This window comes from Flavobacterium sp. AC267 (assembly GCF_979258715.1).
The window spans coordinates 3040741-3063324 of sequence record NZ_OZ409875.1; the positions used below are offsets into that span (position 1 = coordinate 3040741).

Genomic DNA, 22584 nt, shown 5'->3' on the forward strand with positions numbered 1-22584 from the left:
AAAGAATGATTAATCACCTTTCTTTAGAATATTGAACTTAAATATATAAAAAGAGAATTCCCCCAATTCTACGTCAACTAAAAATTTTCATTATGAAAATTAGACCTGCATCAAATCACTCCTCTTGGAAAAATGACTACAATCATTTTTCCTCACAAAAACTGGAACTTTTTTTATCTCTAGATAGGATTTGTTCTCTGGCATATTTCGATATGCCGAATTCAACATAAATTTTTTTAATAAACGTAGTTTAAAGACTGATTTCTTAGTTTTTAAATTTTGATTTAACTATTTGATTTTTAACTGATTGTTTAATTGCGTAGGTGCTTGCACTTACTGCGAGAGGTGTTTTATTGTCCATTTTCTAATCTTCCAAATTATGAAAAAAAATTTTACTTTTTGTAATCTCAAACATCGAATGAGATTATTAGGACTTTTAACTTTATTCTTTTTATGCACTAATGCATTTTCTCAAACTATTTGTAGACCTGTGTCTCAGACAAATAGTGCGGGAGGAGGACTTTTGTGTATAGGAGTAGATGTTAATAATCCGGCCAATGCTTTTGACAGTGCTGGCTTATCTACTTTTGCAACCTTAACAAATGGTATTGGGTTGCTAGGATGTGTTGCTGAAGAAACAGTAACCTTGAATCAGACGGCGAGGGCCGGTGATCAAATTGCTATTTACTTTGGTACAGGTAATAGCCTGCTGGATGTTAGCTTGTTATCGAACGCAACTGTTCAAGCAAAAAATTCGGGTGCCGATGTAGGTTCCAGAGTATCGTTAAACAGTCCGCTTCTGAACTTAAATTTATTAAGTGGTAATACAGTTGCAGTGGCGAGATACACTTTGAGTGGAGATGCAAATCAAATTCAAGTTCAAGTCGGTGGACTAGTAAGTCTGCTGGTGAACTTAAGGATTTATGATATCCGTTTAGAATTTGCACAGCCAACAGTAGCTGGAGGTTTAACACAAACAGTTTGTGCTGGTATTCCAACTACTCTTACTGCGGCTCCAGCAGCAGGAACTACACTTGCTTGGTATAGTTCAGAATTTTCTACAACCGCATTAGCAACAGGAAATACTTTTACTACTCCTGCATTGACTGCTAATACAACTTACTACATTGGAATCTCAAGAACAGCTGGATGCGAAGGAAATGTTCGTGTACCAGTTGTTTTAAATGTGTCTAATCCCGTTGCTCCAGCAATTAATAACACGGGTCAAAATGTTTGTTCTACGGGAGCTACGCGGCAAACGAATCTATCAGTTTTAAATCCTGTTCCAGGAACTACTTATTCTTGGTATTCTGCTTGCAACGGGTGGAACTGCATTAGCAACTGGTACGACTTATTCACCAACGGTGCCTTTAGGAACTACTCCATTTTTTGTAGAAGCATCGATTGGAAGCTGTACAAGTACACGTACAGGAATAAGTGTTGTTTCGACAGCGGTTCCGGAAACGCCTACAGTTCTAACTCAAAGTGTCACAATTCAATCAGGTCAAAATGCGACTTTAAATGCAACAACTTCTGAAGTAGGAGCGCAATTAAATTGGTATGAAACTACTGTAGGAGGTGCACCAGTGGCAACAAATACAGCAACTTTTACAACTCCCGTTTTAACGGCTACAAAAACATATTATGTTGAAGCACAAAGTCCAAATGGAAGGTGTGTGAGCGCGACTAGAGTACCAGTGATAGTAAATGTTCAGCCAGCATCTCTTGTTGGATGTCTTGAGGCTGGTAGTGAGCAGACTCTTGTAAATGGTTTATGTCTAGCTTGCGACTTTGAAAATCCAAATAATGCTGTTGATGGAAATCCTGCGACGGGAAGTGGACTTAGTGTTCCTATTGGTTTGCTTACAGGATCTGTTCAGCAGACCTTACAATTTGCAAATCCTGGAAGAGCCGGTGATATTGTAGATGTTGAACTAGAATTTCCAGGCGGACTAGCAGATGTCTCTTTAATTGGATATGTTAGTTTAGCAACGTATAATGGAGCGACTTTTAATAATGATAGAACACCAGTAAATAATAGTTTAATTAATCTACAATTATTAAGCGGAATCCGCTACAGAGCTAGTGTAGTTGCTGGAGCTAATTTTGATCGTGTAGAAGTTCGATTAGGCGGCTTAGCAACGTTATTGACAAGGGTTACTATCTATCAAGCTTCATACAGATATAAAGCCCCAGCTATTTCGGGTAATACAACTATTTGCAGTGGACAAACTGCGGCAATAACTGTCGCTCTTGCTCGCAGGAGAAACAGTAAATTGGTATAGTGCTTGCAACGGGAGGACCTTCGTTAGCGACTACCGCAACATTTACTACTCCTGTTCTAACAGCAGATACAACTTATTATACTGAAATAACAAGAAATGGATGCGTTAACGGCGAGAGAAATCCAGTTCAGGTATTAGTTACTGATCCTGTAGCGCCTTCTGTTACCGCTCTTCCATTAAATCTTTGCAGTGGAAAAACTTCTACTTTAACTGTTCAGTCTCCAGTTGCTGGTACTACCTATAATTGGTATGATGCTTGCAACAGGTGGAAATTTAATATTTACAGGTACTTCATTTACTACGCCACCATTAGCAACAACTACGGATTATTATGTGGAAGCTGTTATTGGAAATTGTTCCAGTACACGTTTTCAAGCTTCAGTAAATGTTAATCCAGTACCTTCAGTTCCTACGGTAGCTTCTTCTGTAGTTGTTATTCCTTCTGGACAAATCGTGACTTTACAAGTTACGAATCCTGTTGCTGGAGTAGTTTATGATTGGTATGATGCTTGCAACAGACGGAACATTCTTATTTACTGGAACAAGTTATACTACACCTGCTTTAACAACTGATACGACATATTATATTTCTGCTAGAAATAACTCAGATTGTGTAAGTACTGTAAGGACAGCAATTACTGTTGTTATTACACCAGCAGTTACAATTACGTCATGTTTAAGACCTTTTACTCAAACGATCTCAAATAGTGGAGGTTTGTGTGCATTATGTGGAGCAGTTTCAGGTACTGAGGGACTTTCTGTTGATGCGGATTATAATACAGCAACCAGACTTCAAAACACTATTGGGCTAGGAGCTTATGTACAACAAAAACTTGATTTTTCTAATCTAGGATTTGCAGGAGATGTAATTGAAGTTGAACTTGGATTACCAGGTGCTTTGGATATCAGTGCTCTTTCTTATATTTCTTTAGAGAGTTATAATGGAGCGAGCAAGTAATGGCGATGGTGGGGCGATAAATAATATTTTGAATGTACAGCTATTAGGCGGTAATCGATTTAGAGCTAGTTTTATAGCTGGAGCCAATTTTTCAGGAGTTCAAATACGCTTGGGAGGAGTTGTTTCACTTTTAACAGAGTTAGATATTTATGGAGCTTCATTTAAATTTAAAGAAGCGACTATTACAGGTGCTGCTACGCCAATTTGCTCTGGACAGTCAACAGCATTAGTCGCAAGCAACGACGGCTGGAGGTACTCTTAGCTGGTATAGTGTCCCAAGTGGAGGAACAGCTTTAGTCGCCAATACAAATACTTATGATACAGGTAATTTAACAGCTACAACAACTTACTATATAGAAGAAGTAAGAGGTCTGTGTACTAATAGTGTTCGTCAACCTGTTACAGTTACAGTATTGCAAGTTCCAACAGATGCAGATATTAATATTGCAAATTCAGTAACGGCTACTTGTGTTGGCGGGGCGGTTTTAGCACCTACGTCGAATATTGCGGGAGCTCAATTTAAATATTATACAGATCAGGTAAAAACAACAGAAATTGTAGATGGAACTATAATTGGGACAGCATCATTTGCAAAAGATGCAATAACAGGTGCACTTACTATTTCTGGTTTAGCAACTTCAGGTGCACCATATAATTATTATATAGCGACTTTAAATGGAGGGACTTGCGAAAATATAAACGGAACATTAAAACAAGTTACTGTTACTTTCCCTTCTACTACTCCTGCGCCAGCTGTAAATGCGACATTAGTGGGTTGTGGAAGTGCTAATTTAGCAGATGCTATTACAAGTTTTGATACATCAGGAAATACAACATATAAGTTTTATAATGCGACAGATGTAGAAATATCTGCAATGCAGCAGACAAATATTACTGTTGCTGGTGATTACTTTATAACATCGCAAGTAAATGGGGATACTTGTACTTCGGAGAAAGCTGTTGTCAATGTTACAATTAATGCTTTGCCAAGCGTGATTGTAACAGATCCTTCAGAATCAGTTGCTATTGGAACAACCGTTACTTTAGTTGCAACGCCAACGCCAACAGGAGCGACGATTGCATGGTTTGACCCTCAAGGAAATGCTTTAGCAGGACCAGTATTTTCAACAGGACAATTAAACACTCCTGGAGTTTATACTTATACTGTGGTTGTAAGCGGCTGGTTCTTGTAGTGCAACTGCAACAAAAATTATAAATGTGATTGATTTGAGCAATTGCCAATCTTTGAACGAAAGAGTATATGCAAATGGTCAGTCAGCTGGAAATATACTTACAGGGGGAGTTTCTAATCCTGGAAATGCTATTGACGGAAATCCTCAAACATTTTCAACAATTACAACAGGTTTAGGATTATTAGGTGTTGGTACAACTTGGCAGAATTTAACTTGGCCAGCTAATATCGTAAAAGGAACTCCAGTAACGGTAAAATTAGGATCAGAATACAGTTTGTTAGCTGTTGGTCAAAATTTATCAGTTATTGGAACTAAAGCAGGAGTTGATATTGGAACCATGCAATCTGTATCGGGTTCATTATTAAACCTAATCTCTGGAGATAATACGTATGAGTTTACTTTTGTTCCATCAGATGCATCAGGACCTCAAGATTATGACGGAATTAGAATTCAGTCTGCCTCCGTTTTAAGTCTAGCTCAAAATACAAAAGTGTTTGATGCTTATTATAACAGATCTGTTACAAGTGTAACTTGTACTCCAGGAGATATTCAAGATGTATTTTATGGAGCTACAGATATTGGAATAGGAGCGGCTACTGCTTTGGTTGGTGTTAGTGATGCTTTTAATGTGGCAGATAATGATATTTCTACTTTCGCTACAATGTATAGTGGAGCAGGAGTTTTAGCAATTGCAGATTTAACAGTCCAGTTTAAAACACCATCAGTAATAAGTGATTCTTTAAGAATAGTAATTTCTAAACCAGGAGCACTTTTAGATGTTAATTTACTTACTGGTTTTACTATTCAGCGTTACTTAGGAAATATAGCTGTAGGAGATCCAATTCAAAATACAAGTCAATTGTTAAGCTTAAGATTATTGCCGGGAAATTCTTTGGCGGTGGTTTTAGTTTCTTCACCAACAGAAATTTACGATAGAGTTAGAATTCGATTTGGAGGAGTTGCGAGTGTATTGGATTTCTTAAGAGTTCATACTGTAGAAAGAACTGCAAATACAACTGTTACTGGAGCAGATCCTCAAAATAAAATTATAGTTTGTCCAGGAACCGATATTACTCTTCAAATTCCTGAAGATGGATGTTCAACTTATATATGGTATGATGCTGAAACAGGAGGAAACTCAGTTGCTACTGGTCCTACTTTTACAGTTCCGGCAAATTTAGCAACAGGAATTTATAAATATTACGTACAACCGGTACGTTACGGTTGTGCAACATTTGCAAGAGGAGAAGTAACTGTTGAAGTTAAAGCTTCTGCTCCAATAAATGCTTTAACAGATATTACTTTAAATGGAGGAACAGCAACTTCAGTTTGTTCTGTTTCTGGAAATGTAACATTAGCAACAAGTTTAAGCGGAACACCAGTTGTAACAAATCCAGTTTATTCTTGGTATAGTTTTAATGGAACTACAAGTCAGTTAATTCCAGGTGAAACAACTGCACAGTTAGTAGTAAACGGATTAGCTCCAGGAACTTATACATACTATGTTGGAGTGAGTTCAGATCAATTTTGTGAAACTGCAGTAGCAGATAGAAAACAAATTACTTTCACAATTTTGCCTCCTTCAACTGTAAATGATATTTTAGTAGATGACGTAACAGTGTGTCATAGTTTGCCAGTATCATTAACACCAAGCGCACCAGCTTTATCTAGTCCAGTATTTACTTGGTATTTAGATGCGGCTAAAACACAGCCAATTACAAGTGGAGCAACTATAAACTCTGTTACTTATACGATAGATGCTTGCAGGTGTATTGACTGCTGTAGGCTTAACAAAAGCAATGAGTCCGATTACTTATTATGTGGCTGTTTCAAGCACAAACACTTGTGAAAATCTTGCAGGTACATTACAAGATGCAGTAATAATGATTAGTGATCCAAATACACCAACAACTGGTGATGATACTCAAGATTTCTGTCAGGCAGATGCACCAACAGTTGCTAGTATTCAAGTAAACGAGAGTAATGTTGTTTGGTACGATGCACCAACAGCAGGAAATGTAGTTGCTTCAACTGTCGCTTTAGTGAACGGTATTTATTATGCGATGCAACAGATGCTGTAACAGGTTGCGAAAGTAGTGTAAGATTAGCGGTAACAGTTACCGTTAATAATCTTGCAACACCAACACTGGTAACAGCAGGAACACAAAATTTCTGTCTGGTAAACGCGCCGACATTTGCGAGTATTCAGACTAATGAAACTAATATTGTTTGGTATACAGCTTTAACAGGCGGAACAGTTATTCCATCAACAACAGCTTTAACAACAGGACAATATTTTGCGACGATTTCAGATCCAATTTCTGGATGCGAAAGTGCAGTAAGATTAACAGTTGATGTAATTGTAAATGATCCAGTTGCACCAACATTGGTAACAGCAGGAACACAGAACTTCTGTCAGGAAGATGCACCGACATTTGCAAGTATTCAGACTAATGAAACTAATATTGTTTGGTATACAGCTTTAACTGGCGGAACTTTAATTCCATCAACAACAGCCTTGACAACAGGACAATATTTTGCAAGCAATTTCTGATTCTGCTACTGGTTGTGAAAGTGCTTCAAGATTAACCGTTGATGTAATTGTAAACGATCCGGGAACTCCGACATTGGTAACAGCAGGAACACAAAATTTCTGTCAGGAAGATGCACCAACATTTGCAAGTATTCAGACAAATCAAAGTAATATTGTTTGGTACACAGCTTTAACAGGCGGAACAGTTATTCCATCAACAACAGCCTTGACAACAGGGCAATATTTTGCGAGCAATTTCAGACACCGCTACTGGTTGTGAAAGTGCAGTAAGATTAACAGTTGACGTGATTGTGAATAATCCTGCAACACCAACATTGGTGACAGCAGGAACACAAAACTTTTGTCTGGTAAACGCGCCGACATTTGCGAGTATTCAGACTAATGAAAGTAATATTGTTTGGTATACAGCTTTAACAGGCGGAACAGTTATTCCATCAACGACAGCTTTAACTACAGGACAATATTTTGCGGCAATTTCTGATCCAGCTACTGGATGTGAAAGTGCAGTAAGATTAACAGTTGATGTTATTGTAAATAACCCTGCGACACCTACACTGGTAACAGCGGGAACACAGAACTTCTGTCAGGAAGATGCACCGACATTTGCAAGTATTCAGACTAATGAAACTAATATTGTTTGGTATACAGCTTTAACAGGCGGAACAGTTATTCCATCAACAACAGCCTTGACAACAGGACAATATTTTGCGGCAATTTCTGATTCTGCTACTGGTTGCGAAAGCGCTTCAAGATTAACCGTTGATGTAATTGTAAACGATCCGGGAACTCCGACATTGGTAACAGCAGGAACACAAAATTTCTGTCAGGACGATGCACCGACGTTTGCGAGTATTCAGACAACTCAAAGTAATATTGTTTGGTACACAGCTTTAACAGGCGGAACAGTCATTCCGTCAACAACTGCCTTGACCACAGGACAGTATTTTGCGAGCAATTTCAGACACCGCTACTGGTTGTGAAAGTGCAGTAAGATTAACAGTTGACGTGATTGTGAATAATCCTGCAACACCGACATTGGTAACAGCAGGAACACAAAACTTCTGTCAGGTAAACGCGCCAACATTTGCGAGTATTCAGACTAATGAAACTAATATTGTTTGGTATACAGCTTTAACAGGCGGAACAGTTATTCCATCAACAACGGCTTTAACTACAGGACAATATTTTGCGGCGATTTCTGATCCAGCTACTGGATGTGAAAGTGCAACAAGATTAACAGTTGATGTAATTGTTACCAATCCAGCAACACCAACAACTACTTCGTTAGCACAAACTTTCTGTTCAGGAACAAATCCGACAGTTGCTAATATTCAAGTGAATGAAAGTAATGTGGTTTGGTACACAACGCAAACTGGTGGAACAGTTTTAGCTTCAACAGCAGTTTTAACAACAGCAACTTACTTTGGAGCAATAAAAGATCCAGCAACAGGCTGTGAAAGCAGTGTAAGATTACAGGTAGCGGTTACAGTTGGAAACACAATAAATCCAACAACGAACAATGCTTGCTCAAAGTTTCTGTTCGGCAAATGCACCAACAATTGCTAATATTCAAGTTAATGAGAGCAATGTAACATGGTTTGCATCTGCCGCAGGCGGAACAGCAATTCCGGCAACTACAGCTCTTACTTCTGGAATTTACTACGGAAATATTGTAGATCCTGTAACAGGCTGTGAAAGCACAACACGTTTACAGGTAACAGTTACAGTAGGTGATCCAAGTCCGACACCAACTACGACTAGTACAACTCAAAATTTCTGTACTTTAAATTCACCAACAGTTGCAAATATTCAAGTAAATGAAGCAAATGTGGTTTGGTACAGTACAGCGACAGGCGGAACAGCAATTCCAGCGATAACTGCTCTCGCAAATGGTACTTATTATGGTGCAGTTTCTAGTGCAATTGCCTGTGAAAATCCAGTTAGATTAGCAGTTACGGTAAATGTAAATACACCAAGTGTAGTTACAACTCCAAGAACTACGCAATCATTTTGCTTATCTGCAGCTCCAACATTAGCTAATATTTTAGTAAATGAAGCAAATGTAGTTTTCTATAACAGTGCAACTGGCGGAACACCATTAGTCGCGAACACGTCGCTTACTGCAACAACTTACTATGCAAGTTCATTAACTAATACATTTAATGGATGTGATAACGGACCAAGATTGGGAATAATAGTTACATTCGAAAATGATGCTTGCTGTTCAAATTGCAACTACAGATGATACTCCATGTGTATTTAAAGGAGTGACCTATTCAATTGCAAATGGAAAATCGAATTATGTTTGGACAGTTAATGGAGGAACAATCGTTACAGGAGGAGGTACAGCCGATGGATCTGTTACAGTTTCTTGGTCTGATATTGGTCCTGGAACAGTTACTGTTGCTTATGTGAACAATTGTGACGAAAGAACAGTTAAAACATTAAATGTTAGTGTAACAAGCTGTTCAGATTTAACTATCACTAATACAGTAGATAACCCGACTCCAAATTTTGGTGATCAAGTAACATTTACTATAACGGTTAACAATGTTGGCGAAGGAGATTTCATAAATACAAATGTTAGTAATTTAATTCCAAGTGGTTTAGAATTAGTAAGTTCATCTACATCTGCAGGAGTATACGATCCAATAGCACAAATTTGGACAATACCGACATTAGTTGCTGGTCAAAGTGTAACATTGACGATTGTTGCAGAAGTGTTACCAAGCGGCGACTATACAAGTGTGGCCACTGTCGAAATTTCAACGCCTTTAGATGTTGATGCATCAAACAATTCAGCTTCAGTAACTTTAGTGCCAATTTGTTTGACTGTTTACAATGAGTTTACGCCAAATAATGACGGGAAAAATGATCTGTTCAGAATTGATTGTATCGAATCTTATCCAAACAACGAGTTGAAAGTATTCAACAGATGGGGAGCATTAGTGTACAGCAAAGTACATTATGAAAATGATTGGAACGGAACTGCAAATGTATCTGGAGTTGTTAATAGAGGAGATATCTTGCCAACAGGTACTTATTTTTATGTGATAACCATTGGAGATGGAACGGTTAAAAAAGGCTGGTTGTCTATTATGAGATAATCCACTTCTATTAATCATCTAATTAATTAAACTAAATAAGTATCGTTATGAAACTATATATAAAATCATTAGAAACATATTTCATTTTAATATGTTCTTTTATCACGGTTTGTGCCACAGCACAACAAGATCCTCAATATACCCAGTATATGTACAATACTATGGCGGTAAATCCAGCTTATGCTGGGTCTACCGGCACCATAGAAGCGACACTTTTATATCGCTCACAATGGATTGGAATTGATGGTGCACCAGAAACGCAGTCATTTTCCATTCATTCTCCTCTTCGAAATGAAAAAAATCGGTTTAGGATTGAGCGTTGTAAATGATAAAATTGGTCCTTCAGATGAATTATACCTTGATGGAAACTTCTCTTATTCTATACCATTGGGATATGAGCAAAGACTTGCTTTCGGTTTAAAAGCAGGAATGAGAATGTTAAACATTGATTGGTCTAAAGGAAGATATTATGACAATGATGATGTTTTGTTAAATCAGAACATTAACAACCAAATGAAATTAGCAGTAGGAGCCGGAGTTTATTATTATACAGATAAATGGTATGTAGGGCTTTCTGTTCCAAGTTTTATTAGAAGTGATTACTATGACGATGTTCAGGAATCTATTGATTATGATCGTCTGCATTACTTTTTAATGGGAGGTTACGTTTTCGATTTGAATCCAAATTTGAAATTTAAACCAGCATTTTTAGTAAAAGCAGTAAGCGGGGCACCACTTACCGCAGACATATCGGCAAATTTTATGATTCAGGAAAAATTTGTTATAGGAGGAGCGTATCGAACAGATGATTCTGTAAGTATACTGGCAGGTTTTCAAATTTCACCAAGTTTTTATCTCGGATATTCTTTTGATTACACTGTAAGCCAATTGAATAAATACAATGATGGTTCTCACGAAATCATCTTGCGTTATCAATTTGTCAAAAACCAAAGCAAAATTAAATCTCCTCGATTCTTCTAAAAATAAAACCTATGAAAAAACTATATATCCTATGTTTGATTTTGAGCGTTACGTTTAGTTTCGCTCAAAAAACAAACTTGAAGAAAGCGGATGCTTTGTTTCGAAACTTTTCTTATCTAGATGCTTCTAAAGCCTATGAAGAATGTTTGCAAAACATAAAAGACCCTTCAGCTCAGACTCTTAAAAACGCGGCAGACTCGTACTATTTTATTTCTGATTCCAGAAATGCACTTAAATGGTATAAAAAACTGTATGAAGTTCAAGGTAACAATTTGACTGATATTTACTATCTGCGTTACATCCAATCCATGAAAGCAGTTATGGATTATGACGAAGCAGATAAAACCACAAGAGAGTATTTGGATAAAAAAGGAGATAAAGCGGAGATTAATAGATATGTTGCCCAAAAGAAATATATGGACAGCGTAGCGAAAGCAAAACCGCTTTATACCATTAAAAATCTAGATATTAATACCAGTAAATCAGATTTTGGCGCAACTTTCTTCAAAGACAATGTTGTATTTACTTCGGCTCGTGATACTACAAAGTTCATCGATAAACTGTACACTTGGAACAATCAGCCTTTTTTGAACTTGTATTTAGCAGAAAGAAATCCAGCCGATGGAAGTTTATTTAATGAAAGTGTATTTCTTCCAAATGTAATGACCAAATATCATGAAGCAACTGCAAGTTTTGATGTTCAGGGAAAAACCATTTATTATTCAACAAATATTGTAAAGAAAAATAAATTGGTTGTGGATGATGCTAAAGTCAATAATTTCCAGATTATCAAGGGATCAATTGTTGATAATAAATTAGAAAATCCGCAGAAAGTATTTTTTGACAGCGATGATTATTCCGTAGGACATCCATCATTAAGCGAAGACGGGCAATGGCTTTTCTTTGCATCAGATATGCCGGGCGGATATGGTGAAACAGATTTGTATGTAGTAAAAATTGTCGCTGATGGAACGATGAGTTCGCCTCAAAATTTAGGACCAAAAATTAATACTATTGGTAACGAAGTGTTTCCATTTTATCAAAATGGGACTTTGTATTTTTCTTCTGATGGACATTATGGCTGGGGAGATTTAGATGTTTACGAAAGTACCTTTCTGGCAGATGGAAGTTTTTCATCACCAAAAAATCTTGGAGCTCCTATAAATAGTAACAAGGATGATTTTTCTTTTATAATTGACAGAACAAATGGTTACGGCTATTTTTCTTCTAATAGAGCAGGAGGAAAAGGCGATGATGATATTTATTCTTTCGTAAAAGGAAAACCAGTTTGTAATCAGAGTATTTCTGGAATGGCTATAGACCACAAAAGTAAAAAGCCTTTAACAGACGTTACGATAATGGCATACAATTCTTTCAGCGAAATTTTGGGTGAAACCAAAACAAACTTTGATGGTAAATATGCTATAGAGGTTCCCTGTAATAAAGTAGTAAAAATGATTGCGGCAAAACCAAATTACAGCAGCGATGATAAAACGGTTGAAACAACTAATGACAATGGCGGTGAAATCAAAGATGTGAATTTTGAATTGAGTAACTACGATGACCTGGTTGTTAAGAAACAAGGTGTTGAAAAAGTAGATGTAAATCCAATTTATTTCGATTATGACAAATTCGATATTACACCAAAAGCAGTTGAAGAATTGTCTAAAGTAGTTTTTATTATGCGAAAATTTCCAAACATCAGAATCAAGATCGAATCACATACAGATTCTCGCGGAAAAGATGCTTATAATTTAAAACTTTCAGACAATAGAGCGAAATCAACTAGAGATTATATTGTTTCTCAAGACATTGATCCTTCTCGAATTGAAAGTGCTATTGGTTATGGAGAAAGCCGATTAATTAATAAATGTAAAAATGGTGTAAAATGTACAGAAGAAGAACATGTACTAAATAGACGCTCAGATTTTATCATTATTCAAAAATAGTTTTATATTTGTGCTGTAATTTATTGATTATCAGTTTAAAATATATAACGTCGAAACCATTTGGAAGTTGGTTTTTATTAATTCTTTTTTAAGAATAATGGACAAGGAGAAAATCAGACTGCATGAATTTGCAGTCTGATTTTTGATTTTTTAAAACTTTTACATTTTATGCTTTTGAACAAAAATAAATTCTAATTTTGATACTCAGTTTATCATTATTATAATTTGCATTTTTTTATGAGCATTCAAGATACCATTCAAACATTACGAAATGAACTTAATCAACACAATTACAACTACTATGTGTTGGATAATGCCACAATCTCAGATTATGATTTTGATAGTAAACTAAAAGAACTTCAGGATTTAGAAAATAAACATCCAGAATTTTTTGATGAAAACTCCCCAACGCAGCTGAGTAGGCGACGCGATTACCAAAAATTTTAAAACAATAGCGCATCAGTATAGAATGTATTCTTTGGATAATTCCTATTCTAAAGAAGATCTGCTAGATTGGGAAAATCGTATTCAAAGAGTTCTAGGAAACGTTAATCTGCAATATACCTGCGAATTAAAATATGATGGTGCCTCTATTAGTATTACTTATGAAAACGGAAAATTAGTTCAGGCGTTAACACGCGGAGACGGTTTTCAAGGTGATGAGGTAACCAATAATATCAAAACTATAAAATCGGTCCCGCTTCATTTAAAAGGAAATTATCCGGATAAATTTGATATTCGCGGAGAAATAATTCTGCCATTTAAAGGTTTCGAAAAAATGAATCAGGAATTAATCGAAATCGGAGAAACACCATATTCAAACCCAAGAAATACAGCTTCAGGAAGTTTAAAATTACAAGACAGCGCTGAGGTTGCCAAACGTCCGCTGGAATGTTTGTTGTATTTTGTGACAGGAAATAATTTACCTTTTTCATCACAATTTGAAGGATTAGAATCGGCTAGAAACTGGGGATTCAAAGTGCCAAAAGAAGCAAAATTAGTCAACAACATGCAAGAAGTTTTTGATTTTATTGATTATTGGGATGTTCATCGTCATAATCTGCCTTATGAAACAGACGGTGTTGTTATAAAAGTAAACAGTATTCAGCATCAGGAAGAATTAGGATATACAGCCAAATCACCGCGCTGGGCAATTGCTTACAAATTCAAATCAGAACAAGTTTCTACCAAATTAAAATCAATTTCATATCAAGTTGGAAGAACTGGCGCTATAACTCCTGTTGCCAATTTAGAGCCCGTACAGCTTGCAGGAACTATTGTAAAAAGAGCTTCTCTTCACAATGCCGATCAAATCGAAAAATTAGATATTAGAATAAATGATACTGTTTTTGTTGAAAAAGGAGGAGAGATTATTCCAAAAATTATTGCTGTAGATTTAGATAAGCGCCCTGAAAATTCAGAAAAAACGCACTATATCGCTTATTGTCCAGAATGTCACACTGAACTGGTTAGAAATGTAGGCGAAGCCAATCATTATTGCCCAAATTTTTACGGCTGTCCGCCACAGATTATAGGCAGAGTGCAACATTATATTTCTCGAAAAGCCATGGATATAGAAGGACTTGGCGGAGAAACCGTTGCATTACTTTTTAAAAATGATTTAGTACATAATTACGCTGATTTGTACGAATTGAAAGTAGAAGATATTCTGCATTTAGAAAGAATGGCAAAGAAATCTGCTGAGAATCTGGTAAATGGAGTCCAGAAATCTAAAGAAATCCCGTTTGAAAGTGTGTTATTTGCATTAGGAATTCGCTTTGTTGGAGAAACTGTAGCCAAAAAATTAGCAAAGCATTATAAAAATATTGATGCATTAAGCCAAGCTTCTTTAATGGATTTAATTTTGGTTGATGAAATTGGTGAAAGAATAGCCAAAAGTGTTATTGAATTTTTTGAAAATGAAGAAAATCAAAAGATTATCGAACGCTTAAAAAATTATGGCGTTCAATTTCAAATCGAAGAACGAATCAATCCAAATGCGACAGATAAATTTAACGGCAAAACATTTGTAGTTTCTGGAGTATTCAGCCAATTTTCAAGAGACGAATTAAAGAAAGCCATTGAAGACAATGGAGGAAAAGTTGGAAGCTCAATTTCTGCAAAAACAGATTTTGTTGTTGCAGGAGATAATATGGGACCAGCGAAATTAGAAAAAGCAACCAAATTAAATATTACTATATTATCAGAAGAAGATTTTATCAACAAATTAAATGACACCGAATAAGCCATCATTAATTTTGTTTTTTCTAGCCTTGTTATGTACAATCATTTTCGATTATACAGAGCAGGAATTCTTTGCGACTTATGCTAAAGCAATTGTTCTTCCCGCTATTTTTATTTATTTTTTAATCAGCAGTGAATTCAAAATTGGAAAATCAGAAGGTGTGATTTTCTTTTTTTGTTTTGTGGGACAAGTGTTTGACTTAATGAATGTCGAAAGCTCTGAGATTGGAGGTGCAGTAAGTTTCTTAATTGTCTATCTGCTGATAGTAAGAATTTTTATTCGAGAGCATGAACGTATAAAATTGACCAAAAGAGATATTCTGCCTATTTCTATTGTAGTTATTTTTATTGTATATCTTCTTGTTTCTGTTTTGAGTTTACAGCTCGACAGCATGAAAAGATATAATTTTTTATACACTTTTTATGGAATCGTTTTAAGTACATTAGGCTCTTATTGTTTTGTAAGTTACATCACAAAAGGAACGCATATTACATTACTAATGTCATTAATGGCAGTAAGCTACATCTTCTCTGATATTTTCTATATTTTTAATGAATACTTTTCGTATTCAATTGTTTTGGTTTTAATCCGAGATACAACTCAAATTCTAGCTTATTTCTTTATGGTAGAATACTTTTTAGAAAAAGCTAGAATTCAAAATAAACCTATACAACAATAGTTGTTCCTTGGTTTGTATGAGCTTTGTCTTTATCAAAGTAAAAATCAATACGGCCTAAATTAATTCCGTAACAACCTACTTGATTTACCAATACTTCTTTACCAGCTTTGTTTTTTACAATAGTTGGCTTGTCTAAGAAAGTGTGTGTATGCCCGCCAATAATTAAATCAATATCCTGAGTTAATTCCGCCAGTTTAAGATCGCAGATCTTCGATGCATCATCTCTATATTTATAACCAATATGCGAAAGACAAATGACCAAATCACATTTCTGCTCTTTCTTTAAAAGCTGTGTCATATCCTGTGCGATTTCAACAGGATTATTATAAACCGTTTCCTTGTATAATTGCTTGTCCACTAAACCTTCCAGCTCAATTCCAAGTCCAAAAACACCAACTTTAATTCCGTTTTTATTGAAAATTTTGTACGGTTTCACATGTCCGTCCATAACGGTGTTTTTAAAATCATAGTTAGAACAAATGAAGTCAAAACTTGCATGTGGAAGTTGTGCATATAAACCGTCAAGACCATTGTCAAAATCGTGATTTCCAATAGTCGAAGCATCATACTTCATCATGCTCATCAACTTAAACTCCAATTCACCTCCATAATAATTAAAGTAAGGAGTTCCTTGAAAAATATCCCCGGCATCAAGCAAAAGTACATTCGGGTTTTCTTTGCGAATAGTTTCTATTAATGCTCGCACGGCGAGATACACCTCCTTTATTAGGATTACGCGGATCATCAGCAGGAAAAGGATCGATGTGACTGTGCACATCATTAGTATGTAGAATAGTTAAATGCTTAATATCGTTAGTATCAAAACTGCTCAAAGACAAACCTAAACTTAATAGTGCGGTACTTGCTGCCGTTTTTTCGATAAACTCTCTTCTTTTCATTTTATATTTTTTTTCAGGAATGCTATATTGTTTTCGAAATTTTATTCTTCAGTAATTCTAACGTTTTTCGGCGCAAGAACTGTATCAACCTCTGTGAAGTAATCAATAAGCACATTTCTAAGCTTATAATTTAAATCAAATTTCTGAGTGCTTTTGGAGAAGAAAGTCATGCTGTCACCGCCATTTGCCAAATAATCGTTTGTGGCAACATAATAAGTTTTATTTAAATCAAGTGGTTTTCCTTGAATCTGAATATTTTTAGCAGTGTTTTCTTTTGTAATTGTAAAAGTCATTCCAGACAAAGGCTGTGGTTTTTTCTCCTTTATTATATAGGCGACGATATCTTGAATTTGTTCTCCTTTTAAAGCCAAAACAACCAGATTATTTTCAAAAGGCATAATTTCAAAAGCTGTTCTTGCAGTAACATTTCCTTTAGGCAAAATGGCACGAATACCACCATGATTTAAAAGACACATATCAATATCTTTATTTTCACGAGCTTTAAAAACCTTGTCTGCCTCTCTGCAGACATACATCAGCTAATAAACTGCCAATTCTAGTCTGCCATTTCCCTGTGCTTTTATCCAGCGTTTCAGGACAATAAGCCAGCACATTATCCAAATCTTGATTGATGTGATCGCGATATGGTTTAATAAAGCTTTCAATTGCTGGAGTTTCAGCATCTTTTTCAGTAATAGGAAGTTGTTTTCCTTCTATTTTTGTTAAATTGTAGTTTTTCTGACTACAGGAAGATATAAAAAAAAGTGTTAAGAATATAACAAAAAGTTTCAAAAATCCGTTATACTTTTTTAGTTTTACCATTTTAAATGCAACTTAAATAATTAATTTTGTAATCTAGTAAAAGTAGTATGTTTTTGAATTATACAAAGGAATTTTTTGTAAAAAAATCATTAAAAAATAACTTACGTAATGCAAAAAACGAAGTCTTTTCTAAGAACGTTCAAACAGTTGGTTTATTGATAGATGAAAGTAATTTTACACATTCGGAAGCGCTGATAAAGGAATTAAACCTTCAGGGAATTGCTTCAGAAAACATAAAAATTGTCGCATACAAAGGAAAATTTGACAAAAAAGAAACGTATTTAAGACCTACTTTTGGTAAAAAAGATATCAATTGGAGAGGAGAAATTACAGCAGATTTCTTAAACGATTTTATAAATACAGAATTTGATATTTTGTTAAGTTATTATGATGTCGAAAATATCATTTTAATGATGATCACAAGTAAATCAAAAGCTAAATTTAAAGTCGGTTTTTCTAGTGTGGATGCTAATTTAAATCGTTGGATGATTAATACAGAATTGAACAACTATAAACTATTCGTTTCGGAATTGTTTAGGTATTTAAAAAAATTAAAATAAATTATAATTAAAATATGCAATCATTGATAGGAACTGGTGTTGCACTTGTAACGCCATTTAAAAAAGATTTTTCAGTTGACATCGAAGCTTTACAACGAATCGTGAACTTCTCTATAGATGGAGGAGTGGAGTATCTTGTGGTTATGGGAACAACAGCAGAAAATGCTACCCTTACAACAGAAGAGAAAGAGTTGGTTGTAAAGACAGTAATCGATGTAAATAAAGGAAGACTGCCTCTAGTTTTAGGAGTTGGAGGAAATAATACTATGCAGATTGTTGAGGAATTAAAAACAAGAGATTTTACTGCTTTTGAAGCAATCTTATCTGTTTCACCTTATTATAATAAACCAACGCAGGAAGGAATTTATCAGCATTTTAAAGCAATTGCCGAGGCTTCTCCAGTTCCTGTAATCCTATATAATGTTCCAGGAAGGACAGCAAGTAATATGCTTCCTTCAACAGTAATTCGTCTTGCGAATGATTTTGAGAATGTTGTAGCAATTAAAGAAGTCGCAGGAGATATGGCGCAGGCGATGCAGATTATTAAAAATGCACCCAAAGATTTTCTTGTAATTTCTGGAGACGATATGCTGGCACTGCCAATTGTTTTGGCGGGAGGCGCCGGCGTAATTTCTGTAATTGGACAAGGTTTTCCTAAAGAATTTTCAGAAATGATTCGATTAGGATTAAATAAAAAAGTCGCCGATGCATTCAAAACGCATTATTTCTTGTCGGACAGTATTGATATGATTTTTGAACAGGGAAATCCTGCTGGAATTAAACAAATCTTCCAAGCGCTTGGAATTGCTGACAATACCGTTCGTTTACCTTTAGTAACTGTAGACGATTCGCTGGCAGAAAGATTAAATGAATTTGTTAAAAACAGTATTAAATAAACGTAAGTTTTACGCGATTTTATTATACTAAAAAATATTTTGTAGTAGCTAAATTAATAACTAAATTTGCCACCGAAACTTCGGTGTGATTTTGCTTTGGCATAATTGTCTGAGAGATCATAATAAAAGTAAGAAAATGAAAAGAATAGTATCGCTGTTAATTGTTGTAGCCCTTTTTTGTTCTTGTGGAGAGTATCAAAAAGCATTAAAAAATGAAGATGTTGCGACTAAATTTGACATGGCAACAAAAATGTATGATGCCGGAAAATATTCAAAAGCGATTCGTCTTTTCGAACAATTAGCGACATCTTATAGAGGAAAACCTCAGGCAGAAAAGTTGTTTTATATGTTTTCACAGTCTTATTATAAAACGAAACAATACTATTTAGCTGGTTATCAGTTTGAATCTTTTGTTTCTGGTTACCCACGAAGTGAAAAAGTACAGGAAGCGACATTTTTAGGTGCTTACAGTTATTCAAAATTAGCTCCTGTTTACAGTCTGGATCAAACAGATACTTTAAAAGCATTAGAAAAATTACAAGCTTTTATTGATAATTATCCAAATTCCGAATATGTTGCTCAGGCAAATGAAACGGTGCAACTGTTAAATGGTAAATTAGAGAAAAAAGCATACGAAAATGCTAAAGGTTACAATACAATTTCAGATTATAAATCAGCTTTAGTAGCTTTTGATAATTTTATCGCTGATTATCCTGGAACACCTTTTAAAGAAGATGCGTTGTTTTATAAATATGATTCAGCATATCAACTGGCAATCAATAGCGTGCCTTCAAAAATGGAAGAGCGTCTAAATGTTGCTAAAGCGACTTACGGAAACTTAATCAAGTTTAAAAGCGATACAAAATACAAAGTTAAGGCAGAAGAAATGAATGCCAGAGTTGAAACAGATTTACAAAAATTTACTAAATAAAATAAAGTCATGGATTTAAAAAAGACGAATGCTCCTGTTAACACAGTAACTTATAATAAAACAGTTATTGAAGAGCCAACAGGAAATGTGTATGAGGCAATTACCATTATGGCTAAAAGAGCAAATCAAATTAATTCTGAGATTAAAAAAGAATTGACTGAAAAATTAGAAGAGTTTGCTACTTATAATGATAGTCTAGAAGAAGTTTTTGAAAATAAAGAACAAATCGAAGTTTCTAAATTTTACGAAAAATTACCAAAACCACACGCTTTAGCTGTTCAAGAATGGTTAGACGGTAAAACTTACCACAGAAGTTCAAACAAATAATAGTACCATGTCAGTTTTAAACGGGAAAAATATTTTACTGGGTGTTTCCGGTGGAATAGCAGCGTATAAAACAGCCACATTAGTACGACTTTTTATAAAAGCAGGTGCACATGTCCAAGTGATAATGACACCTGCTTCTAAGGATTTTGTAACCCCTCTTACATTATCTACTTTATCAAAAAATCCTGTACATTCAAGTTTCTTTAATCAAGATGATGAAGAAGCAGTTTGGAATAATCACGTAGAATTGGCCTTATGGGCTGATATTATGCTGATTGCGCCAGCGACTGCAAACACATTATCTAAAATGACCACAGGAAACTGCGATAATCTTTTAATTGCGGCATATTTATCAGCTAAATGTCCGGTCTATTTTGCACCTGCAATGGACTTGGATATGTACAAACATCCTTCAACTTTATCCAGTTTTGCTTCTTTAAAACAGTTTGGAAACATTATGATTCCAGCTGAAAATGGAGAATTGGCAAGTGGTTTGTCTGGTGAAGGCCGAATGGCAGAACCTGAAAATATAATTGCTTTCTTAGAAGCTGATTTAGAGAGTAAGTCGCCTTTAAAAGGAAAAAAATACTAGTTACTGCGGGGCCAACATACGAAGCAATAGATCCCGTGCGTTTTATAGGAAATCATTCTTCAGGAAAAATGGGGTTTGATATTGCTAATGAAGCGACGAGTTTAGGTGCAGAAGTGTTTTTAGTTGCTGGTCCAACGCATTACAAGGCTAAAAATGCTTTGGTGAAAGTTATAGATGTTGTTTCTGCTCAGGAAATGTACGATGCTTGTCATTTGTATTTTAATGATGTTGATGCTTCGCTATTGCAGCGACAGCTGTTGCAGATTACAGACCAAAATTTGTTGCAGATCAAAAAATTAAAAAAACTGCGACTGAGTTTTCTATAGAACTTGAAAAGACAAAAGATATATTGTCTTCTTTAGGAGCTATTAAAAAAGAACAGTTTTTAATTGGATTTGCATTAGAAACTGAAAATGAAATTGAGAATGCTAAGTTGAAAATTCAGAAAAAAAACTTAGATTTGATTGTTTTAAATTCCTTACAAGATAAAGGTGCTGGTTTTAAAAAAGAAACCAATAAAGTAACATTTATTGATAAAAATTTTAAAATTGAACCTATGGAATTAAAATCAAAAGAATCTGTTGCGACTGATATTTTGAATAAAGTGATTCTGCATTTTTCAAAATAGTAGATTAAAAATATACGCCGAAACATAGATTGGAAAACAATCTGTGTTATAAAATTTAAATGTTTAGAGATTATGAACAAGATAGTTACGTTATTGGTGTTTTTAAGCTTTGGTTTTGTACAAGCACAACAGCTAAACTGTACAGTGACTATTAATACAGAACGACTTACGAACCCAAATAATCAGGTTTTTAAGACGCTTCAGACTTCTTTGTCCGAGTTTGTAAATAAAACAGATTGGACGGGATCAATTTTAAAACAAAACGAAAGAATTAACTGTTCGATGTATATTACTTTATCGTCTAACAGTTCAGATCAATTTACGGGAACTATTCAGGTTCAGTCTTCAAGATTGATTTTTAATTCTACTTATTCTTCACCAGTTTTAAATTATAACGACAAAGATTTTAATTTCAGATATACAGAATACGAACCATTATTGTTTAACCCAACAACTTACGATTCGAATTTAGTTTCTGTGGTATCTTTTTACTGCTATTTGATTTTAGGTATGGATGCAGATACTTTTCAAATGGGAGCCGGTAATCAATATCTACAAACAGCGCAAAATATTGCCAATGTAGCACAGCAAGGCGGATTTAAAGGCTGGAGCCAGGCAGATGGAATTCAGAATCGTTACTACTTAATTAACGATATGATTGCGCCTACTTACAGCGATTTACGCCAGACTATGTACGCTTATCATACAGGATTAGACGGTATGAGCTCGGATTTAAAAACTTCAAAGGAAAAAATAAAATCTTCATTATTGCTTATCGGTAAATTAAATTCGGTTAAACCAAATGCGTTTATAACCCGGGTTTTCTTTGATGCAAAATCAGATGAAATTGTTTCTATTTTCTCTGGCGGACCAAGTATTACTATTACAGATTTAACAGATGTCTTGAATAAAGTTTCTCCGTTAAATTCTACTAAATGGTCACAGATTAAATATTAATCTGTAATCAATTAAAAAAAC

The 22584-nt window shown here is 35.0% G+C and carries 22 protein-coding genes and 6 pseudogenes; 26 read left to right on the plus strand and 2 right to left on the minus strand.

Annotated features, from left to right (window positions below):
- Positions 1-490 precede the first annotated feature (490 nt).
- The 20 genes and pseudogenes from ACZZ95_RS15895 (at position 491) to ACZZ95_RS15990 (ending at position 15951) form a co-directional block, all read left to right on the plus strand.
- Positions 491-1537: an immunoglobulin domain-containing protein gene (locus tag ACZZ95_RS15895; protein WP_463469769.1), complete on the plus strand. Its 1047-nt coding sequence runs from the start codon at positions 491-493 to the stop codon at positions 1535-1537.
- The gene (locus ACZZ95_RS15900) at positions 1494-2285 is read left to right on the plus strand and encodes an immunoglobulin domain-containing protein (RefSeq protein WP_463471695.1); all 792 of its coding nucleotides are present in this window, start codon (positions 1494-1496) and stop codon (positions 2283-2285) included. The genes ACZZ95_RS15895 and ACZZ95_RS15900 overlap by 44 nt, the downstream gene beginning before the upstream one ends.
- A complete protein-coding gene (locus tag ACZZ95_RS15905) occupies positions 2285-2677 on the plus strand; it encodes an immunoglobulin domain-containing protein (RefSeq protein ID WP_463469770.1) in 393 nt (130 codons plus the stop codon). Before ACZZ95_RS15900 ends, ACZZ95_RS15905 begins: the two co-directional genes overlap by 1 nt.
- Positions 2562-2858, plus strand: coding sequence for an Ig-like domain-containing protein (locus tag ACZZ95_RS15910; RefSeq protein WP_463471696.1), 297 nt, complete (start codon positions 2562-2564; stop codon positions 2856-2858). Before ACZZ95_RS15905 ends, ACZZ95_RS15910 begins: the two co-directional genes overlap by 116 nt.
- Positions 2788-3243 carry an immunoglobulin domain-containing protein gene (locus ACZZ95_RS15915; RefSeq protein WP_463469771.1) on the plus strand — a complete coding sequence of 152 codons (456 nt, stop codon included), beginning with the start codon at positions 2788-2790 and terminating at the stop codon, positions 3241-3243. The genes ACZZ95_RS15910 and ACZZ95_RS15915 overlap by 71 nt, the downstream gene beginning before the upstream one ends.
- Positions 3227-3505: a hypothetical protein gene (locus ACZZ95_RS15920; protein WP_463469772.1), complete on the plus strand. Its 279-nt coding sequence runs from the start codon at positions 3227-3229 to the stop codon at positions 3503-3505. The genes ACZZ95_RS15915 and ACZZ95_RS15920 overlap by 17 nt, the downstream gene beginning before the upstream one ends.
- Before the next feature lie 34 nt (positions 3506-3539).
- Positions 3540-3596, plus strand: a pseudogene (locus ACZZ95_RS15925) (hypothetical protein); the annotation flags it as partial.
- Positions 3597-3656: 60 nt separating this feature from the next.
- The gene (locus ACZZ95_RS15930; RefSeq protein WP_463469773.1) at positions 3657-4436 is read left to right on the plus strand and encodes a hypothetical protein; all 780 of its coding nucleotides are present in this window, start codon (positions 3657-3659) and stop codon (positions 4434-4436) included.
- A gap of 34 nt (positions 4437-4470) precedes the next feature.
- Positions 4471-6285, plus strand: a complete 1815-nt coding sequence (locus tag ACZZ95_RS15935) for an immunoglobulin domain-containing protein (protein WP_463469774.1) — start codon at positions 4471-4473, stop codon at positions 6283-6285.
- Positions 6236-6517, plus strand: coding sequence for a hypothetical protein (locus ACZZ95_RS15940; RefSeq protein ID WP_463469775.1), 282 nt, complete (start codon positions 6236-6238; stop codon positions 6515-6517). The genes ACZZ95_RS15935 and ACZZ95_RS15940 overlap by 50 nt, the downstream gene beginning before the upstream one ends.
- On the plus strand, positions 6427-6990 hold the full coding sequence (locus tag ACZZ95_RS15945) for an Ig-like domain-containing protein (protein ID WP_463469776.1): 564 nt from the start codon (positions 6427-6429) through the stop codon (positions 6988-6990). Before ACZZ95_RS15940 ends, ACZZ95_RS15945 begins: the two co-directional genes overlap by 91 nt.
- The gene (locus ACZZ95_RS15950; protein WP_463469777.1) at positions 6974-7249 is read left to right on the plus strand and encodes a hypothetical protein; all 276 of its coding nucleotides are present in this window, start codon (positions 6974-6976) and stop codon (positions 7247-7249) included. Before ACZZ95_RS15945 ends, ACZZ95_RS15950 begins: the two co-directional genes overlap by 17 nt.
- On the plus strand, positions 7215-7970 hold the full coding sequence (locus tag ACZZ95_RS15955; RefSeq protein WP_463469778.1) for an Ig-like domain-containing protein: 756 nt from the start codon (positions 7215-7217) through the stop codon (positions 7968-7970). Before ACZZ95_RS15950 ends, ACZZ95_RS15955 begins: the two co-directional genes overlap by 35 nt.
- Complete coding sequence (locus tag ACZZ95_RS15960; RefSeq protein ID WP_463469779.1) at positions 7936-8556, plus strand: Ig-like domain-containing protein; 621 nt, start codon at positions 7936-7938, stop codon at positions 8554-8556. The genes ACZZ95_RS15955 and ACZZ95_RS15960 overlap by 35 nt, the downstream gene beginning before the upstream one ends.
- Positions 8510-9235, plus strand: a complete 726-nt coding sequence (locus tag ACZZ95_RS15965; protein ID WP_463469780.1) for a hypothetical protein — start codon at positions 8510-8512, stop codon at positions 9233-9235. Before ACZZ95_RS15960 ends, ACZZ95_RS15965 begins: the two co-directional genes overlap by 47 nt.
- Positions 9201-10097 (plus strand): T9SS type B sorting domain-containing protein, encoded by an 897-nt coding sequence (locus ACZZ95_RS15970; RefSeq protein WP_463469781.1) that lies wholly within the window; start codon positions 9201-9203, stop codon positions 10095-10097. Before ACZZ95_RS15965 ends, ACZZ95_RS15970 begins: the two co-directional genes overlap by 35 nt.
- 47 nt (positions 10098-10144) lie before the next feature.
- A pseudogene (locus ACZZ95_RS15975) lies at positions 10145-11078 on the plus strand (PorP/SprF family type IX secretion system membrane protein).
- 11 nt (positions 11079-11089) lie between these two features.
- A complete protein-coding gene (locus tag ACZZ95_RS15980; protein ID WP_463469782.1) occupies positions 11090-13027 on the plus strand; it encodes an OmpA family protein in 1938 nt (645 codons plus the stop codon).
- A 237-nt stretch (positions 13028-13264) separates the two neighbouring features.
- A pseudogene (gene ligA, locus ACZZ95_RS15985) lies at positions 13265-15272 on the plus strand (NAD-dependent DNA ligase LigA).
- The gene (locus ACZZ95_RS15990; RefSeq protein WP_095951619.1) at positions 15259-15951 is read left to right on the plus strand and encodes a lysoplasmalogenase family protein; all 693 of its coding nucleotides are present in this window, start codon (positions 15259-15261) and stop codon (positions 15949-15951) included. Before ligA ends, ACZZ95_RS15990 begins: the two are co-directional and overlap by 14 nt.
- Here the strand turns inward: ACZZ95_RS15990 and ACZZ95_RS15995 are convergent.
- Positions 15938-16850, minus strand: a pseudogene (locus tag ACZZ95_RS15995) (bifunctional metallophosphatase/5'-nucleotidase). The gene ACZZ95_RS15990 and the pseudogene ACZZ95_RS15995 overlap by 14 nt on opposite strands.
- Positions 16851-16891: 41 nt before the next feature.
- Positions 16892-17672: pseudogene (locus ACZZ95_RS16000) on the minus strand (5'-nucleotidase C-terminal domain-containing protein).
- A 47-nt stretch (positions 17673-17719) separates the two neighbouring features.
- Between ACZZ95_RS16000 and ACZZ95_RS16005 the strand changes: the two are divergent.
- The 6 genes and pseudogenes from ACZZ95_RS16005 to porD all read left to right on the plus strand — a co-directional run bounded on the left by ACZZ95_RS16005 (position 17720) and on the right by porD (position 22563).
- Complete coding sequence (locus tag ACZZ95_RS16005) at positions 17720-18232, plus strand: DUF6913 domain-containing protein (RefSeq protein ID WP_463469783.1); 513 nt, start codon at positions 17720-17722, stop codon at positions 18230-18232.
- Positions 18233-18246: 14 nt separating this feature from the next.
- Entirely contained in the window at positions 18247-19128 is an 882-nt protein-coding gene (gene dapA, locus ACZZ95_RS16010) for a 4-hydroxy-tetrahydrodipicolinate synthase (protein ID WP_463469784.1), read from the plus strand.
- 136 nt (positions 19129-19264) lie between these two features.
- Complete coding sequence (locus ACZZ95_RS16015) at positions 19265-20059, plus strand: outer membrane protein assembly factor BamD (RefSeq protein WP_463469785.1); 795 nt, start codon at positions 19265-19267, stop codon at positions 20057-20059.
- A 9-nt stretch (positions 20060-20068) separates the two neighbouring features.
- Positions 20069-20386 (plus strand): DNA-directed RNA polymerase subunit omega, encoded by a 318-nt coding sequence (locus tag ACZZ95_RS16020; RefSeq protein ID WP_095951613.1) that lies wholly within the window; start codon positions 20069-20071, stop codon positions 20384-20386.
- 7 nt (positions 20387-20393) lie between these two features.
- A pseudogene (coaBC, locus tag ACZZ95_RS16025) lies at positions 20394-21606 on the plus strand (bifunctional phosphopantothenoylcysteine decarboxylase/phosphopantothenate--cysteine ligase CoaBC).
- Between the two features lie 72 nt (positions 21607-21678).
- Positions 21679-22563 carry a type IX secretion system protein PorD gene (porD, locus tag ACZZ95_RS16030; protein WP_095951611.1) on the plus strand — a complete coding sequence of 295 codons (885 nt, stop codon included), beginning with the start codon at positions 21679-21681 and terminating at the stop codon, positions 22561-22563.
- Positions 22564-22584: the final 21 nt, after the last annotated feature.

What these genes read in the sequence shown, in the direction of transcription:
- ACZZ95_RS15915 (WP_463469771.1), top strand. Translation starts at nt 2,788, where the DNA reads ATGATGCTTGCAACAGACGGAACATTCTTATTTACTGGAACAAGTTAT.
- ACZZ95_RS15920 (WP_463469772.1), top strand. Translation starts at nt 3,227, where the DNA reads ATGGAGCGAGCAAGTAATGGCGATGGTGGGGCGATAAATAATATTTTG.
- ACZZ95_RS15940 (WP_463469775.1), top strand. Translation starts at nt 6,236, where the DNA reads ATGAGTCCGATTACTTATTATGTGGCTGTTTCAAGCACAAACACTTGT.
- ACZZ95_RS15965 (WP_463469780.1), top strand. Translation starts at nt 8,510, where the DNA reads ATGCTTGCTCAAAGTTTCTGTTCGGCAAATGCACCAACAATTGCTAAT.
- ACZZ95_RS15970 (WP_463469781.1), top strand. Translation starts at nt 9,201, where the DNA reads ATGATGCTTGCTGTTCAAATTGCAACTACAGATGATACTCCATGTGTA.
- ACZZ95_RS15980 (WP_463469782.1), top strand. Translation starts at nt 11,090, where the DNA reads ATGAAAAAACTATATATCCTATGTTTGATTTTGAGCGTTACGTTTAGT.
- ACZZ95_RS15990 (WP_095951619.1), top strand. Translation starts at nt 15,259, where the DNA reads ATGACACCGAATAAGCCATCATTAATTTTGTTTTTTCTAGCCTTGTTA.
- ACZZ95_RS16005 (WP_463469783.1), top strand. Translation starts at nt 17,720, where the DNA reads ATGTTTTTGAATTATACAAAGGAATTTTTTGTAAAAAAATCATTAAAA.
- dapA (WP_463469784.1), top strand. Translation starts at nt 18,247, where the DNA reads ATGCAATCATTGATAGGAACTGGTGTTGCACTTGTAACGCCATTTAAA.
- ACZZ95_RS16015 (WP_463469785.1), top strand. Translation starts at nt 19,265, where the DNA reads ATGAAAAGAATAGTATCGCTGTTAATTGTTGTAGCCCTTTTTTGTTCT.
- ACZZ95_RS16020 (WP_095951613.1), top strand. Translation starts at nt 20,069, where the DNA reads ATGGATTTAAAAAAGACGAATGCTCCTGTTAACACAGTAACTTATAAT.
- porD (WP_095951611.1), top strand. Translation starts at nt 21,679, where the DNA reads ATGAACAAGATAGTTACGTTATTGGTGTTTTTAAGCTTTGGTTTTGTA.